Annotated in this window: 11 protein-coding genes; 3 read left to right on the top strand and 8 right to left on the bottom strand. The window is 46.7% G+C overall.

The genetic code is table 11. The features are described from left to right. Positions 1-35: 35 nt before the first annotated feature. The 8 genes from sstT to malT all read right to left on the bottom strand — a co-directional run bounded on the left by sstT (position 36) and on the right by malT (position 9,655). Positions 36-1,253, bottom strand: coding sequence for a serine/threonine transporter SstT (sstT, locus tag VCHENC03_RS10345; protein WP_032802866.1), 1,218 nt, complete (start codon positions 1,251-1,253; stop codon positions 36-38). Positions 1,254-1,616: 363 nt separating this feature from the next. Next, positions 1,617-2,693 carry a ribosome small subunit-dependent GTPase A gene (gene rsgA, locus VCHENC03_RS10350; protein WP_009706510.1) on the bottom strand — a complete coding sequence of 359 codons (1,077 nt, stop codon included), beginning with the start codon at positions 2,691-2,693 and terminating at the stop codon, positions 1,617-1,619. A 255-nt stretch (positions 2,694-2,948) separates the two neighbouring features. Next, entirely contained in the window at positions 2,949-3,251 is a 303-nt protein-coding gene (locus VCHENC03_RS10355) for a glucose PTS transporter subunit EIIB (protein WP_009706509.1), read from the bottom strand. A 178-nt stretch (positions 3,252-3,429) separates the two neighbouring features. Beyond that, positions 3,430-3,894, bottom strand: coding sequence for a copper chaperone PCu(A)C (locus tag VCHENC03_RS10360; RefSeq protein WP_009706508.1), 465 nt, complete (start codon positions 3,892-3,894; stop codon positions 3,430-3,432). Then, positions 3,884-4,495, bottom strand: coding sequence for an SCO family protein (locus VCHENC03_RS10365; protein WP_009706507.1), 612 nt, complete (start codon positions 4,493-4,495; stop codon positions 3,884-3,886). The genes VCHENC03_RS10360 and VCHENC03_RS10365 overlap by 11 nt, the downstream gene beginning before the upstream one ends. Before the next feature lie 9 nt (positions 4,496-4,504). After that, positions 4,505-4,930, bottom strand: a complete 426-nt coding sequence (locus VCHENC03_RS10370; protein WP_005437869.1) for a hypothetical protein — start codon at positions 4,928-4,930, stop codon at positions 4,505-4,507. A 449-nt stretch (positions 4,931-5,379) separates the two neighbouring features. Next, on the bottom strand, positions 5,380-6,297 hold the full coding sequence (locus VCHENC03_RS10375) for a DUF368 domain-containing protein (protein ID WP_005437870.1): 918 nt from the start codon (positions 6,295-6,297) through the stop codon (positions 5,380-5,382). 649 nt (positions 6,298-6,946) lie between these two features. Next, entirely contained in the window at positions 6,947-9,655 is a 2,709-nt protein-coding gene (gene malT, locus VCHENC03_RS10380; protein WP_009706506.1) for an HTH-type transcriptional regulator MalT, read from the bottom strand. Positions 9,656-10,223: 568 nt separating this feature from the next. Here malT and VCHENC03_RS10385 point away from each other — a divergent pair. From VCHENC03_RS10385 to glgB, 3 genes are all read left to right on the top strand, one after another. After that, on the top strand, positions 10,224-12,677 hold the full coding sequence (locus VCHENC03_RS10385) for a glycogen/starch/alpha-glucan phosphorylase (protein WP_009706505.1): 2,454 nt from the start codon (positions 10,224-10,226) through the stop codon (positions 12,675-12,677). A gap of 117 nt (positions 12,678-12,794) precedes the next feature. After that, a complete protein-coding gene (gene malQ / locus VCHENC03_RS10390) occupies positions 12,795-14,975 on the top strand; it encodes a 4-alpha-glucanotransferase (protein WP_009706504.1) in 2,181 nt (726 codons plus the stop codon). 226 nt (positions 14,976-15,201) lie between these two features. Continuing rightward, positions 15,202-17,430 carry a 1,4-alpha-glucan branching protein GlgB gene (gene glgB, locus VCHENC03_RS10395; RefSeq protein ID WP_032802801.1) on the top strand — a complete coding sequence of 743 codons (2,229 nt, stop codon included), beginning with the start codon at positions 15,202-15,204 and terminating at the stop codon, positions 17,428-17,430. Positions 17,431-17,438 lie beyond the last annotated feature (8 nt).

Raw genomic sequence — 17,438 nt, 5'->3', positions numbered from 1 at the left:
ATCAAAGATACGTATATCTTACAGATGCTTAAGTCTTACTGAGCTTTCTTCTGTTCTGATTTGCAAACAGCGGCAGTGAAGATAACGTCTGTTGAGCTGTTTAGTGCTGTTTCAGCCGAGTCTTGAATCACACCAATGATGAAGCCAACCGCTACAACCTGCATTGCTACATCGTTTGAGATACCAAACAGACCACACGCTAGTGGGATTAGTAGTAGAGAACCACCTGCGACACCTGATGCGCCACACGCTGATACTGCAGCAACAATACTTAGTAGTACCGCTGTCATGAGATCAACTTTGATGCCCATAGTGTGTACCGCTGCTAGCGTTAGGGTGGTGATAGTGATTGCTGCACCCGCCATGTTGATGGTCGCACCTAGTGGGATAGACACTGAGTACGTATCTTCGTCTAGGTCTAGCTTCTTACATAGGTTCATGTTCACTGGAATGTTCGCAGCACTTGAACGCGTAAAGAATGCCGTTACGCCACTTTCACGTAGACATTGGAACACCAATGGGTATGGGTTTTCTTTTGTTTTGAAGTACACGATCGCTGGGTTAACCACTAGCGCAATGATAAACATTGAACCCAGTAGTACCGCTAGAAGGTGAGCGTAGCTCGCTAGTGCACCAAAACCAGTTGTTGCAAATGTAGATGCAACCAAACCGAAGATACCGAAAGGCGCAAGACGAATGATAAAGCGAACAATGTGAGAAACACTGTGGCTTAGATCTTCGAATACCGCTTTCGTCGTTGCTGATGCGTGGTGAAGCGCAAGACCAAGACCCACACCCCAAGCAAGAATACCGATGTAGTTCGCTTCTACTAGTGCGTTTACTGGGTTATCAACCAGCTTGAACAGCAAGGTTTGGATAACTTCTGCAATGCCTTGTGGTGGCGTTGCACCTTCAGCGCCCGTTACTAGCGTTAAATTGGTCGGGAAAAGGAAACTTAGTACTACTGCGGTTAGCGCCGCGAAGAAGGTACCCGCTAGGTAAAGAATGACGATTGGACGCATGTAAGTGTGTTGGTTTTTCTTTTGGTTGGCGATAGAAGCCGCAACCAAAATGAATACCAAGATAGGAGCAATCGCTTTAAGAGCACCGACAAATAGACTACCTAGCATACCAACGCTTTCAGCGTGGCTTGGTGAGATAGTCGCAAGCAGAATACCCAAAACAATACCGACGAGGATCTGGAGAACGAGGTTACCGCGAGCGTATCGGGCAACGAGACTGTTGTGTTGCATTTGCATACATCATTCCTGCAATTTTTGCCTCAGCAGCAGCGTAAGTTTCAGTCATTACACGGCGTAATGTTCCTTAGAATGAAGGGGCTGAACCTTGTTGTTGTGTTGCTAAGACGTCCTGATTATCAATTATCCTGTTTTTATAAATCCAGCTATTTTCTTGCTGAATATCACATATCTTAGCTTGGTAATATTTTGTGTCTAGTTTTAGTTTGTTCTTAGTTTAAATGTTTGCACAATGTTGCTGTTATTGGTCTTTTATGTTGATTTGTGTCGCCAAGTATGAATGATGGTTTTTCACTAAGTTATTAAAAAAGGAGGCGTTAGCCTCCTTTGTTCTATTGATTACGCAAATGCAACAAGTTAATAACCTCGTTGGTGTTTGCGCTTTTCGCCAACGATACTGCGTACCATTTTTCCGAACTGTTTACTCTGAGCTCGTTGTTCTGCGAGAGTCGCGCCGTTGTGGGCTTGTTCTCGCAGTAACTTTTGGTAGTTAGTAAAGCGGCGCATCTCTAATGTGCCATCTTCAATTGCGGCTTGAACCGCGCAACCCGGTTCCGTTTGATGCTGACAATCGCTGAATCGACAGTTTTCTGCCAATGCTTCAACATCAGCGAACGTTTCACTCACGCCTGCTTCGCAATCTGCCAATTGGATCTCTCGCATTCCCGGCGTGTCCATTAGGATCCCACCGGAAGGCAATAGATGGATTGAGCGCGAGGTCGTCGTATGTCGACCTTTGCTGTCATCTTCACGAATTCCGCCAGTCGCTTGTTCTTGCTCGCCAAGTAAGGTGTTGACTAAGGTCGATTTTCCTACCCCAGAAGAACCGATAAAGGCGACGGTTTGACCTTCACCACACCAACCCATCAACTTGGCAACGTCTGATTCGTCCAAGCCATTAACGCTCTCTACCATAAGCAGTGGATCGAGCTTTTGTACCTGAGCTTTGAGCTCGTCAGCGTCGTCACATAAGTCTGCTTTCGTCAGCACAATCACAGGTTCTACATCGGCTTCATTGATGAGTGCCAAGTAGCGCTCAATGCGGCTGAGATTAAAGTCGTGATTGAGTGAACAAACGATAAAGACCGTATCCACGTTGGCGGCAATAAGTTGCTCAGCGACCTTGCTGCCAGCGGCTTTACGGCTGAATAAGCTGCGGCGCTCAAGTAAACGAGAAAACTGCTGCTGGTGGTTGAGTATCACCCAGTCACCAACGGTCATGCTGGGTAACGAGGTATGGATAGGTAAGTGAGTTTCACCTTGTTCGCTAACCACAACGTAACCACTACGATGGTGAGCAATCACTCGCGCGAAAAGCGTGTTCTCGTAATCGTCTAGCGTCAGTTGTTGTTGAAAAAACGGTTTCCAACCTAATAGCTTTAATGGGTTAGGTTGAGTTAGTAGTGTTTCACAAAAAGAATGTGTTTTATTCATTGTTGAATTATCCCAGACGCAACAAAGCGCCTTAATACAAATCGCATTAGGGTCTAATTCGCATAGAGCTGACCCCGGTGAAAACCGGGCAAGGAAGGGAGGAGTTGTGGCTTAGCCACGAGAAAAAAGTTGGACGTTTACCCTTTCACTGCCCAGTTAGTGTTATTCATTACAATCATCATATTTCCTCTTAGTTGGTGAGTTAACGGCCGGAGTATAGCGGCTGTGATTCGATTCTTACAACTCCTTTGCGTTTTATATGTGTTTTATTCGACGTTCTTCCATCTCTTGTGAATAGGTATTGGCTTTTACGCCGTAGATGATTTGGATATGTCGCTCATCGATGATCACCACGCCATGTGCTCCGTGTGCTTTCAATGCTTTTTGATTCACGATTGCAGTGTCTTTTAGTGTGAGGCGTAGCCTTGTCGCACAAGCTCCGGTTTCCACCAAATTATCCATGCCACCGATAGCGTCAATGATGGTGTCGACATCTTGTTCCAGATTTGGATTTACGTGCGTCAGCATTTTGAAGATGCGAGAAAGGGCTTTTAACATCGCGAGAAACTCGTTTGGCAGCAAAGCCTTGTTTATATCTCAGCTGCGGCTGTTTCGCTCTGATTTAGGACACAAAATCATGCATTGATAGCTTGGCGAATACTGCTCAGAGAAAGGAGAGAGGAATAAAAAAGCTCCTCACGTTGGAGGAGCTTCGAATCGATGAAGTAAAGAAGCACTAATGATGATCGTGCTTTTTCATTCCTGCCATGACTTTTTTGACTGGTGCGATAAAGCTTTGCTTTTGGCCGTTGTCGTAAGTCACTGTCACCTCGATTTCGTCGCCTTCATTAAGCGGCTTTTTAAGGTCGAATAGCATGATATGCAGGCTGCCCGGTTTTAGCTCGGTAGTCTCTTTTGCAGCGAGCGTGATGTGGTCTACCTGACGCATCTTCATCACATCGCCTTCTTTAATCACATCGTGCAGCTCGACTTTGCCTGCCGCAGGGGTTTCTGCTGCAACGATATTGATGTCTTCTTGGCTTCGGTTAGCAAAGGTCACAAACACAGCGCTTGTCACAGCACCTGGCGCCATGGCACGTGCATAAGGCTCGTGTGGCATTACATTGAGGTTTGCTTGTGCCAAAGGGCTTAGAAGTAGGGCGGAGAGGGCTAACGTTTTGATTGCATGCTTAGCTTTCATTGGTTTTTCCTTCTGCAGTCAGTTTGGTTATCGCCTCGACAATTGGCGCAGGCGTTAAGGTATGTGGCACTTTAGTGATGAGTGTGCCGTCAGGCTTCAAGAAGTAAAAGTAAGAGCTGTGGTCGAGTGTGTATTTCAGCTCTGAGCCTTCTAGCTCCGTTTTACGGAAAATGACACCGTACTTGTGAGCAAGTGGGGTGGTCACATCAAGTGGCGCTGATAGACCTTCAATCATCGGATGGAAGTAGTGCGCATATTTGGCGGATGCATCAGCTTCGTCGCGTTCTGGATCAAGCGAGATGAACATCGGGCGCAACTGTGCTTTCTGTGCATCGTCGATTTGGTTGAGAGCGCCGGCTAGCATGGCTAATGAGGTCGGACACACGTCTGGGCAACGCGTAAAGCCAAAGTAAACAATGCGAATGCGATCATCGCTGGTATCGAAGATATCGACAGGTTTATCGCCTTCGCCGAACAACACGCTTTGTTCGGTCGCGACTTGCTGTTTTTTCTCTACGTCTTTTTGTCCATCTAGATACGTTTTGGTACCAAAGCCGAGGACAAAAGCAACCACGAGAAAGAGAGACCAATTACGGCTCATATCAATTCCTTATCTTTGCATTTTGAGGGCTGGGTAGATGGTGTCTTTACCGTCGGAAAGCTCACCAACCCACGTCATCGAATCTTGTGTACAAACGGGCAATGTCACATCGCCCACGAATTTACCCGGCGCCACTTTCTTCAGCATGAATTTTGGCTCGCCCATTTCCATTTCTCGACCAACCAAACTTAATACAAGCTGATCGGCTTCGCTGTCTTGCCATTCGACTTCGAGCTGAGCTGGGATCAGAGGTTGAGCAGTATCGACGCTAAGCGTCATCGCAACATCATGTTGGATGCAAGGTTCAGTAGAGAGGAAACAGTATTCATCGAGCGACTTAGGCTCGGGCGCTGAAGAGAAGTTTTTGATCAGGGTAGGCGCGTAAAAGCCAGCAACCAGTGCAACGGCTATCCCTGCGATTTGTAACACTTTCATTAAGATTCAGTATTTATCACTTAACATTGTCTGCATCCTAGCACAGATGGAATGTACGAAAACTCGTAACTTCAACAAATTGTGCACTATACCCAAGTAACCTCGAGATGCTTGGTTCAGCGAGAATGATTTGGTTTGTAGACGCGGCGCCGATTTAAAGGTTTGGTGGGGCTAAATCAAGAATCGACAACAAAGTATACAAGCCAAAGCAACTCGCCCTTTGGGAGCGTGTCATTGACCCGATTGCTGCGTCAAACAACTTGGAAATAGCTGGCTATTACGCTGTGTTGTTTTCCTTGCCCTCGAATCAATGACAACGCTCTGAATCCTGCATCTTGAAGTCACTTGGGTATATTCCTATCTATTTGAAACCTATTGTTTGTAAAGCGTAAATAAAAAAAGCGGAGCCAATGGCTCCGCTTCTTAAATGATGGAATAGAGGTTCAGATTTACTTGTTTGAATCCGCAAACTTTTCTAAACCAAGTACCAGTGCAATGGCAGCTAGCATCATGATCACAGCTAACACCAGTTGCGATGGCTGAGACGTGATGTGCTCAAACTCAAATGGTGACAGGTTTTGCTCTAGTAATGGCACTTGCTCACCTTTCGAGTTCGTACGCCATGTTAGCGTCTCTTTCCAAGGCCAGATCTTTGGTAGCGTACCGATCATCAAGCCTGTTAGGAACATCAACGTTAAATCGCGGAACTTGCGCAGTAACCAAGATAACAGGTGAGAGAAAGACAATAGACCAGCCACACAGCCAACAAGGAACAAGGCAAGGATATCAATTTGGAAACCTTTCACTGCGCCTAGCACAGGAGCGTACATACCGATCAACAGCAAAATAAAGCTGCCTGAGATGCCCGGTAGAATCATTGCACAAATCGCAATCGCACCTGCAAGAATGGTGTTGATTGCAGTTGGCTCCATGTGAAGTGGTTTGAGTACCGTGATGCTGTAGGCAAAGCCAATACCAATCAAGAGGGCAACAAAGCGAATCGCATCGCGTTTCTCTACTTGGCGAATGATGTGGTAGACCGACACCAAAATCAGGCCGAAGAAGAAAGACCAAATTGGAATTGGGTGAGTTTCTAATAGCCAACTGATCAGTTTTGCTAGCGTTGCGATGCTGGTGAAAATGCCCGCAAACAGTGAAATCAGGAAGAAGCCGTTAATATGGTTAAATGCGGCTTTGAAGCCATCTTTTTTCCAAATCGAGAAAAGTGATGGGTTAATACGTCGAATGCTTTCTAGCAACGTGTCGTAAATGCCGGTAATGAATGCAATGGTGCCGCCTGATACGCCAGGGACAACATCGGCTGCACCCATGGCCATTCCTTTAAAGTAGGTGATTAGATAGTTCATTTCTCAAGTACTAAGTCATGTTGATGGCAGTGAGTATACAAACATTGATGTCAAAAAAGTATGAAATAGTGTTTCGGAAGATATCGAAATGATTGCTTATCAGAGAAACAGAAGAGCTTTAGTGATTTCCTACAAATAAAAACAGGGCGATAAACGAGATTTGGCAGGGTGAATATGGGGAAATATAAATCGCTCAACACTGTCTAAATTAACCTAATTAAACAATAAATCTCGTGAATCTAGCTAATTGATGATTTATTTATCACTTATGTGACTAGATTGCGTCTTGCAACTGCGTTTTGCATTCTGGCTTTGCATAATGCAAAAATTAAGGCTGTAACAAGATTTGATATGAGATCTTGTGCCCAAAAATAATGCTTTTCAAATTGGCATGATTAATGCATAATTCTTTTCGACCCTTCTTAAGCCGAGGGTCACCTAGCCAACTGACGTTGTTAGTGAATACACATTGTTCACATCATACATAAGCCAATCGCCTTAATTGCGGTTGGCTATTTTTTTGTCTGGAATATATGTACAACGTTTCCTACGTGCTTTGCAATTTGCACTTTTCAACGCTTAATTAGCAATAAAAAAGGGCTGACGCATAACGCCAACCCTAGTATTAGCACTAATTTATTTAGCCTGCTCAGTAACCCATCAGCTGCAACAAGTTCTCTGCTGTGACGATTGCTTCCTTACGGTTTGCAATGTTGAGCTTTTGGTACAAGTTACGAATGTGAGTCTTAATCGTTGTGCCTGCCACATCCAGCTCTTGTGCGATTTGCTCGTTACTAAAGCCAGAGTAGATAAGACCAAGTACTTGCCATTCACGTTGAGTTAGTGGGCTAGTACGAACCAGCTCAGGAACATTCGGGTGATTGACTAGCTTCTCGATAAAGTCCTCATCGAAGTGAATAGAACGGCTACGCTGATTAGATGAAATGTCTTTCATTAACTGTTGAGCACGGTGACGTTCCAAATCGCCTAATTCATGACGAAGGCTTAGCTTCTCTAACAACCCGCCAATGGTTGCACCGTCGATTAAGAAGTTGCCGACCATACCGGTTTGGTTAGTCATCACTAGCGCTTCTTTTAGTAATGCTTTGGCTTGCTCTTCGTCTTTCTGACGCGCAGCAAATACCGCTTCTACGACTAAGTTGCGGTTTGTGTCGGTCACTAGGTTAGTACGTCGCGCTTCGCTTTGTAGGAAGTCCAAAGCTTGGCGTGCTTCGTCGTATTGACCAAGGTTGATATGAGCACGAGCAATGTTACGCCATTGCAGTTGCTGGAAGTGGTTACATGCTGATTCAGGACGAACGGCGGTATTCAACCATTCTTGAATCGCTTCAGTGTTCCCACGTGCTTGCCAGAACAAGATCAGAGAAAGTGAGGCATTGGCTGTCCAATCAACGTGGTAAGTCGACTGCTTCATCAAGTGCTGGATGTGCTCGATGAACTTGCCTGCTTTATCCAGTTCACCGCGACCAATCGCAATACGAGCCAACATTGAGTAGCTATGTAAGTGCTTACTTGGCGAGTGGTTTTCCAGAATCTGCAAACCTTTGTACGCACACTCTTCTGCTTCATCCAAACGGTTCCAGCACCACAATACTTGAGCGCGAATACGCAGCAAGAATTCATGAAGAGGTACGTGCTGAAGCTGCTGGTCTTCGATCAGACGGAAGCCTGAATCTTGCAGTTCAAATGCTGCTTGAACGTAACCTTGCGCAATCATGATTTCGCTTTGCTGCAAGATGGCCCACAACGCTTGGTGGTAAACCTGATACTGGCGAGCCAGCTTTTCGGTTTGTTGCATCATCGGCAACGCGCGGTCGAGTTTACCCAATACGTGGTTAACTTCACCAACGACCGACGTAGCCACGATACGGCTGCGGTATACGGTTGGGTCAAGTTGGCTAAGCGCAAGCTCTGCAAGTTCCAATGCGTGCTCTGGTTGGTTGCTGTTGATCGCGACTTGAGCGAGTAGGGCATTGGCTTGACCTTGGTAACCAGTGTCGAGTTCGATATTACGCTTTTTGTGCTCTTCTTCTGCTTCTGCTAGTAGCTTACCAACTTGGTTGTAGCGGTGTTGGCTCTGTGCCAACCAAGCTCTTAGCATCGACAATTTCGGATGGCTGAACAGCAGATCTTTATCTAGTTGGTTGATGGCAGACTCTAGCGTTGTTAACTCGCCTTGGTTGAACATCTTCCAACCGAACTCATTCAAAATTTCAACGATCAAATCGGTGTCGTTAGATTTTTGAGCGTGGTGGATCGCCTGATGTGGTGCTTTCTGCTTTAGCCAAGCAACCGCGGCATTGCGGTGAAGGTCTTTTTCTTGTTGAGGAATACGCGCTTGACGCTCATGCGACAAGAACTCGCCAAACAAGTTGTGGAAACGGAACCAGTTTTGCTCACCTTCCAGTGGGTAGATGAACAAGCCGTAGCGGTTGAGTGATTCAATCATGCCCAGAGCGTCTTCACGCTGGGTCAGTGCAAACACTAACTCATCGTTGAAATGGTCCAGTACCGACACCTGCATTAAGAAGTGACGTGTCTCTTTATCTAAGAGATCAAAGACTTCCTCGACCAAGTAATCCCAAAGGTGAGCGTGATTGAATTGAGAAACAGATTCAACGGTTTGCGCCAATGTGCGGTTTTGATGCTGAGCTTGCAGCGCAATAAGCTGCAGCGCTGATGGCCAACCTTCCACATAGGTGCGTAGGTTGTTTGCCATGTCTTCATCGATGCCGTCGGCAATGCGTTGATTGAAGAAGCGCGTGGTTTCTTCAGTATCGAATGCCAACATTTCATTGCCAATTTCGATCATCAAATCACGTACACGCAGGTTCGCCGTCCCCAGCGGCGGAGCTGCACGGCTTGTGACAACAACGGTTAGGTTGTCTGGCATGTGCTTTAAGAAGAAGCGCATCGATTCATGGATTTCGTCGTTGGTGATCAGGTGATAATCATCTAATACGACGTAACACTCGTGCTGAAAATCCGCCATCTCAGCGAAAACTTCGCTGAATAAAGAGCGTAAAGAAGAGAACTGACGTTTCTCAGCCAATTTCTGAGCGTTAGAGCAGTTGTAGTTGGTGGCTTTGTTTAAAGCTTGCAGCAAATAGTTAACGAAGCGAAAACCGTCGTTATCACTGTCATCAATGCTGTACCAACCTACGTTGGGTTTATCTGACAACCATTGTGCTGCCATGGTGGTTTTTCCGTAACCAGCAGGCGAGCGGAACAATACCAATTTGTAGTAAGGCGCTTGTTGTAGTAAGTCCAACACTCGCGGGCGGACGATCGCGTTATGCAAGCGGCCAGGGCGAGTAAGTTTAGATGGAATCCACATTATTAATTCTGTCCTTAAATTTTTTGAGCTAGCGAAACTAGAAACTGACTCACACCACTAAATTCTAGTTTGTGTAAAAAGTGTACAGGCTGGTGAGTCGTTTGCGATGTTACGACAACAGAATCGGTTGTTACTTTGATCCACTTCCTAATTCTCAAGGGTTGCTGCAAATGCCACCAACTACGCCCTGTATTTGTGATTTTGGTCACTTAAAAGCCGGTGGTATTGATCCCATGTAGAAAGAGTTGCACATCTATTACGGAAAATTTATCGATGTTAAAAGGCTTAATGTGATCACTAAGACAGTTTTTACATCAGATTAGAGTTGTCGAATAAAAAACGTCATGAACAAAATTTAACCTTTCTCAAAGTTGGCTGTGATCCGAATCACTAAGAATAGGGTTATAGGCTGCTGTGTTGCGATTTGGATCACTAAGTTTGCAACCTTACGCCCTCTACGCCCTACCCCCTCCTCCTTGTAGGGAGGATAAATGGGAGGATGTTTATTCACAGAGGGAAATGCACGATGTATGGCAGATGAATTACTAAAAGACGTGAGAATTTCTTAATGAAACCTACTCAACAGAAACAATTTGACAAGAAGTCGTTCCAAGAAAGCGTAAAGAAACATCTATCTGTGACTTACGCTCACACGGTTGAAAATGCAGATAGCCGCGCATGGTACCTAGCAATGGGTCGTGCATTGGCTGAGTTTACGACTTGTGATTTGCTTGCTACTGAAGCAGACGCTCGCATCCAAGAAGCGAAAAGCGTTAACTACCTTTCACTAGAATTCCTTATCGGTCGTTTGACTGGTAACAACCTAATCAGCATGGGTCTTTACGAAGAGATCACTGAAGCTATGGCTGAGCTAGGTCACAACCTAACAGACCTTCTAGAAGAAGAACGTGACCCATCACTGGGTAACGGTGGTCTAGGTCGTCTAGCAGCATGTTTCATGGATTCATGTGCGGCTCAAGAATTCCCAACTGTAGGTTACGGCCTGCATTACGAATACGGTCTATTTAAGCAGTCGTTCAAAGACGGCCGTCAACAAGAAGCACCAGACGCATGGCGTGGTGTAGAAGGTTACCCTTGGGAAGTGGCTCGCCCTGAGCTTGCGCAAGAAATCGGCTTCTACGGTCACGTTGAAGTGGTAAACGAGAACGGTAAAGAAGTTCGTAAATGGGTTCCTGGCATGTCTGTAAAAGCAATGCCTTGGGATCTGCCTATCGTAGGTTACGAATCAGACACGGTTTACCCTCTACGTCTTTGGGAATGTCAGGCAATCGCACCATTCTCACTAGAAAGCTTTAACAACGGTGATTACTTCGAAGCTCAGCACGCGCTGATCGACGCAGGCAACATCACTAAAGTGCTTTACCCGAACGATAACCACGAGAAAGGTAAAACACTACGTCTAATGCAACAGTACTTCCACTCAGCAGCATCGGTACGCGACATCCTACGTCGCCACGAAGCAGCAGGTTACTCGCTAGCGGATCTACCGAAGCAAGAGACTATCCAGCTTAACGATACGCACCCAACAATTGCTATCCCTGAGCTAATGCGCATCCTAGTGGACGAAAAAGGTCTTACTTGGGAAGCGGCTTGGGAAATCAGTTCTCAGACATTCGCGTACACTAACCACACGCTACTTCCAGAAGCACTAGAGACATGGCCAGAGTCGCTAATCCAGCGTCTACTTCCACGTCACATGGAAATCATTTTTGAAATCAACCACCGCTTCCTACAAGAAGTTCGTAAGATGTGGCCTGGTGACGGTGAGAAGCAAGCGAAGCTTTCTATCATCCAAGAAGGTTTCAACCGCATGGTTCGCATGGCTAACCTATGTGTAATCGGTTCTTACGCAGTTAACGGCGTAGCAGCACTTCACTCTGAACTGGTTAAGAAAGACCTATTCCCAGAGTTCCACGAGATGTACCCAACTCGTCTACACAACGTAACGAACGGTATCACTCCTCGTCGTTGGTTGAAGTTCTGTAACCCGGGTCTTTCTAAGCTAATCACTGAGAAAGTAGGTCCAGAATGGCCTGCGAAACTAGAGCAGCTAGAAGGTATCGCTAAATACGCAACAGACGCGAAATTCCAAAAAGAATTCATGGCTGTTAAGAAAGAAAACAAACAGCGTCTTGCTGATTGGGTTCTAGATAACATGGGTATCGAGCTAGATACTAACGCTATCTTCGACGTTCAAATCAAGCGTCTACACGAGTACAAGCGTCAGCACCTAGATCTGCTACACATTCTGTCTCTATACCACCGCATCCTGAACGAACCTGGTTTCGAGTGTGAGCCACGCGTATGTTTCTTCGCAGCGAAAGCAGCACCGGGCTACCACCTAGCGAAAGAAATTATGTTCGCAGTGAACAAGGTTGCAGAGAAGATCAACAATGATCCTCGCATCGGTAACAAACTGAAAGTGGTATTCATCCCTGACTACCGCGTGAGCATGGCTGAGATCATCATCCCTGCGGCAGACGTTTCACAACAAATCTCGCTAGCGGGTAAAGAAGCATCTGGTACAGGTAACATGAAGATGGCTCTTAACGGTGCCCTAACTATCGGTACGATGGATGGTGCTAACGTTGAGATTCGTGAAGAAGTGGGCGACGAGAACATCTACATCTTCGGTCTTGATGTTGAAGGCGTGAAAGCGGTTAAAGCAGCTGGCTACAACCCTTACGACTACTACAACGCAGATCACCTACTGAAAGCGTCTCTAGACCTACTAACAGGCGAAGAGTTTACGCCAGGTCAACCAGGCCTACTACGCGCTACATTCGATAGCCTACTAGATGGCGGTGACCCATACCTATGTCTTGCTGACTTCGCATCTTATGTGAAAGCGCATGAAGAAATGGGCAAACAATACAAAGACCAAGCAGGCTGGGCTAAGAAAGCGATTCTTAACACTGCCCTAGTTGGTAAGTTCACATCAGACCGCTCTATCCGCGACTACGTGAACAACATCTGGAAACTTGAAGCGGTGAAACGCTAATAGAACCCAGTTAAGACCAAGGTAGCCGAGCGCTACCTTTGGTCATTTTCAAAGATTAGTTATTGATAACAATAAAACCCTACATGGAAGGTGTTGGTATTACCTTCGGAGAAAGCGATGAAAGAACAAACAGCACTAAAGAAAGTCGCAGACATGGCGCGATTAGCTGATAGCTACGTCAGCGCGTGGGGAGACGAGGCAAAAGTTTCTGAAGAAACACTGCGCCGCTTGCTCACTTCACTTGGCTACGATACTAGCAGCGATGAGAAGCTATTGGCTTCTGCTGAGAAAAAACATAAGAAAGACGTACTAGCCCCTGTTCTTGTTTTACGCGACGGCGAACCAGTCGAAGTGGAACTAAACCTAGGTACGAGTGCTCGCGAGAGCGAATTTAGCTGGCGTTTAGAAACAGAACAAGGAGAGGTACTTGAAGGCTATCTTCAGTCGCAAATTGTTCGTGATGAACGAGCTGAGGGTGGCCCTCTAGTGTTTGCATTGCCAAAGAACTTGGCATGGGGTTACCACAAACTGATCATCAGCCGTAAGCGTCGCAAGACTCCTTACGAAATGTCGCTGATCATCACACCTAAAGCGTGTTTCAAACAAGAAGACCTAAACCAACACAAAAAGCTATGGGGCCCAAGCATCCAGCTTTACACACTGCGTACTCAGCACAACTGGGGTATTGGTGACTTCGGTGACCTGAAGCAGTTGGTGAGTGACATCGCATCTCGTGGCGGTGACTTCATTGGTTTGAACCCGATTCACTCATTGTTCCCAGCGAACCCAGAAGGTGCGAGCCCATACAGCCCGTCTTCTCGTCGTTGGTTGAACATCATGTACATCGACGTAAGCTCTGTGCCTGAGTTCGCACTAAGTGCAGAAGCACAGCAACGTGTTGGCAGCGCTGAATTCCAGCAACGTCTACAAAAAGCACGTGAATCACACTGGGTGAACTACACCGAAGTGTCTGAGCTTAAGATGAGCATTCTTCCGCTGCTATTTAGCGAGTTTAAAGCGCGTCATCTAGACAAGAACACAGACCGTGCTCGTGCGTTCCTAGAGTTCGTAGAAATTGGCGGCGAGAGCCTACTTCACCAAGCAGCATTTGATGCATTGCACGGTGAGCTACACGCTGAAGATTCAAGCGTTTGGGGTTGGCCGGTATTCCCTGAGAAGTTCCGCACGTTCGATGCAGCAGCAACTCAGAAGTACATCAAAGACAACGCAGACCGTGTTCACCTGTACATGTACCTGCAGTGGATCGCAGACGATCAAATCAAAGAAGCGCAAGCGCTAGCTGAAGAAAAAGGCATGACAGTTGGTCTGTATCGCGACCTTGCGGTAGGTGTTGCAGATTCAGGCAGCGAGACTTGGGCTGATGACGGCGCGCTAGTATTGGATGCAAGCATCGGTGCGCCACCAGATGTTCTTGGTCCACTAGGCCAAAACTGGGGTCTTCCACCGCTAAACCCACAAGTGTTGGAAGCAACTGGCTACGATGCATACATCAAGCTACTGCGTGCAAACATGAAACACTGTGGTGCACTGCGTATTGACCACGTTCTTGGTCTACTTCGTCTATGGTGGATTCCAAAAGGCGAGAAAGCGACAGAAGGAGCTTACCTGTACTACCCAGTTGAAGACATGCTAGCAATCCTAGCGCTAGAATCTCATCGTCATCAGTGTTCTGTAATCGGTGAAGACTTGGGGACTGTGCCTGATGAAATCGTGGATATCCTACGTGACGCAGGCGTTCACTCATACAAAGTGTTCTTCTTCGAAACATCAAAAGACGACGGCGGCTTTATTTCTCCGAAGCACTACGCTGAGCAGTCTATGGCGGCGTTGTGTACGCACGATATGCCAACACTACGTGGCTTCTGGCACTGTGATGACTTGAAGATGGGGCGTGAGATCGGTCTGTACCCAGACGAGCAACAATTAGAAGGTCTGTTTGATGACCGTCTGAAGTGTAAGCAAGGCATCCTAGACAGCGTTCGTTGGCATGGTTACCTGCCAGAAGGCATCGGCCATGACGCACAGTACGTTCCAATGGATTGCCACCTAAGCGAAGCGCTTCAATTGCACGTTGCTGCGGGTGACTCAGCACTACTGAGTGTTCAGCTTGAAGACTGGCTAGAAATGGATCAACCGGTCAACATTCCTGGCACGGTAGATGAGTATCCAAACTGGCGTCGTAAACTGTCGATGAACCTAGATGAAATCTTCAGCCGCGAAGACGTGAATCGTATTTCTAAGCGCCTTACTGAAGTGCGCGCGAAAGCGAGCAAATAAGGTGGAATGAGTGATGTAGGAATTCGCGAATTTAATTGCGCCAAGGTACGAAAGTACAGCCTAGGTCACTCATTAAATCGGCACAATCCGTTAGGATGAAGTACCGTTATTATGCCCGCAACAATAGCGGGCATTTTTGTTTTTTGACGCCGTTTTATTCAATGTTTGAATAGGATTGGGTCTTTTATAATTGTGTGAATTCACAACGTTTGGCTGAGGAAATCCGATGTTCAAAAACCATAAGGAGAATATCGGTGCTAGGGAGAAAGATTTGAAAACCAAGGTAAAGAAAAAATACGAACGCGCCTACGAATTACTAGCTGAGGCGGCTTACTCAGACCCGTTTGCGTCACTTGGTCCATTCATTGATGACGGCGAAGGATCGTTACGTGTTTGGATGCCGGGTGCAGACAAAGTTGAATTGGTTATCAGCGGCGAACCTCGAATTGAGCTAGAGCGTGAAGATGAAAGCGGCTTCATCTTAAAAGACAAGCGCGACTTGCATCTAACGCATTACCAACTTGCAGTAGACTGGAATGGTGTAGAACAGCTCATCGACGACCCTTACCAATACCACAACATCTACCAAGAATACGAACACCTACACACACCAAAAGACATGTACCGCTACATGGGTTCACAATTTGTGACCATCGAGCGCGGTGGCGAAAACATCTCAGGCGTTCGTTTCCTTGTTTACGCCCCTCATGCATCAGCTATCAGCCTAGTGGGTAGCTTTAACCAGTGGGATGGCCGTCGTCATCCAATGCAGCGCCTAGACTACGGTATCTGGGGCCTGTTCATTCCTGGTTTGGAAGAGGGCGTACAATACAAATTTGAACTCAAAGGTCCAAATGGGGAAGGGCTTCCTCATAAACAAGACCCTTGGGGCTTCTACTCAGAGCAATACCCGTCATTTGCATCGATCACATACGATCACAACCGTTACCAATGGCAAGACGCAAAATGGCAAAACCGTCCAGTGACGCAGAAACGTGATGAAGCGTTGTCTTTCTACGAACTGCACGCGGGCTCTTGGAAACGCAACGAAGAGGGCGACTTCCTAAACTACCGTGAACTGGCCGCTGAATTAGTACCTTACCTTGTAGACATGGGCTACACCCACGTTGAGCTTATGCCTGTTTCTGAACATCCGTTCTTTGGTTCTTGGGGTTACCAACCTGTTGGCTTGTTTGCGCCGACCAGTCGTTACGGCTCTCCGGATGACTTCAAGTTCTTCGTTGATGCGTGTCACCAAGCTGGCTTGGGCGTGGTACTGGATTGGGTACCTGCACACTTCCCATCGGATGATCATGGCTTAGCGAACTTTGATGGTACGCCTCTGTTCCACGATCCAGATCCTCGCCGTGGTTGGCACCAAGATTGGAACTCTTACATCTACGATCTAGGTCGTGAACATGTGCGCCGTTTCCTAGTGTCTAACGCGCTGTACTGGTTCGAACAATTCCATATTGATGGAATCCGCGTCGATGCTGTTGCGTCGATGCTTTACCTAGATTACTCACGCAGCCACGATCAGTGGATCCCGAACGTAGATGGTGGCAACGAGAACTACGATGCGATCGCAACACTGAAATGGATGAACGAAGAAGTGTACAAACATTTCCCGAACGCAATGACCATTGCAGAAGAATCGACCGCATTCCCGGGTGTATCTGCGCCGACCTTTATGGGCGGTTTAGGCTTTGGCTTTAAGTGGAATATGGGTTGGATGCACGACAGTCTTTCTTACATCCAAGAAGATCCTATTCACCGCAAATACCACCACAATACCATCACGTTCCCGCTTGTTTATGCACACAGCGAAAACTACGTATTGTCGCTTTCTCATGATGAAGTGGTGTATGGCAAAGGCTCTATCCATAACAAGATGCCGGGTGATGAGTGGCAACAAACGGCGAACTTGCGTGCTTACTTCGGTTACATGTACGGTCAACCTGGTAAGAAGCTAAACTTCATGGGTGCAGAGCTTGGTCAAACTGCGGAGTGGAATCACGATGACCAGTTGCAATGGTTCTTACTAGAATTTGGTCGTCACCAAGGCGTGCAAGCGCTGATTCGTGACTTAAACCACTTGTACCGTAATGAAGCGGCGATGCACGATCAAGATTGTGTGCCTGCTGGCTTTGAATGGCGTCTTCAAGACGAAGCCGATTCGAGCATTCTTGCACATGAACGTATTAGCCAAAACGGTGAGCGCGTATTAGTTATCAGTAACTTCACACCAGTGCCGCATGAGCGTTTCCGTTTGGGTGTTCCAATGGAAGGCAAATACGAGCTTCTTCTGAATACTGATGATGTGAAATACGATGGTAGCGATTTTGAAGTTCTGACCAGCGTAGACACAGAAGAAGTAGAGAGCGAATCGCTGCCTCAGTCTCTTGAGCTGCGTTTACCGCCACTATCAACCGTATTCTACAAGTTGGCAAAGTAAGTTGAGTT

It is taken from the genome of Vibrio sp. HENC-03 (assembly GCF_000305755.2).
Classification (GTDB): Bacteria; Pseudomonadota; Gammaproteobacteria; order Enterobacterales; family Vibrionaceae; genus Vibrio; species Vibrio owensii.
Note: the sequence above shows the minus strand (reverse complement) of the source record. Positions and strands in the feature narration are given on the sequence as shown.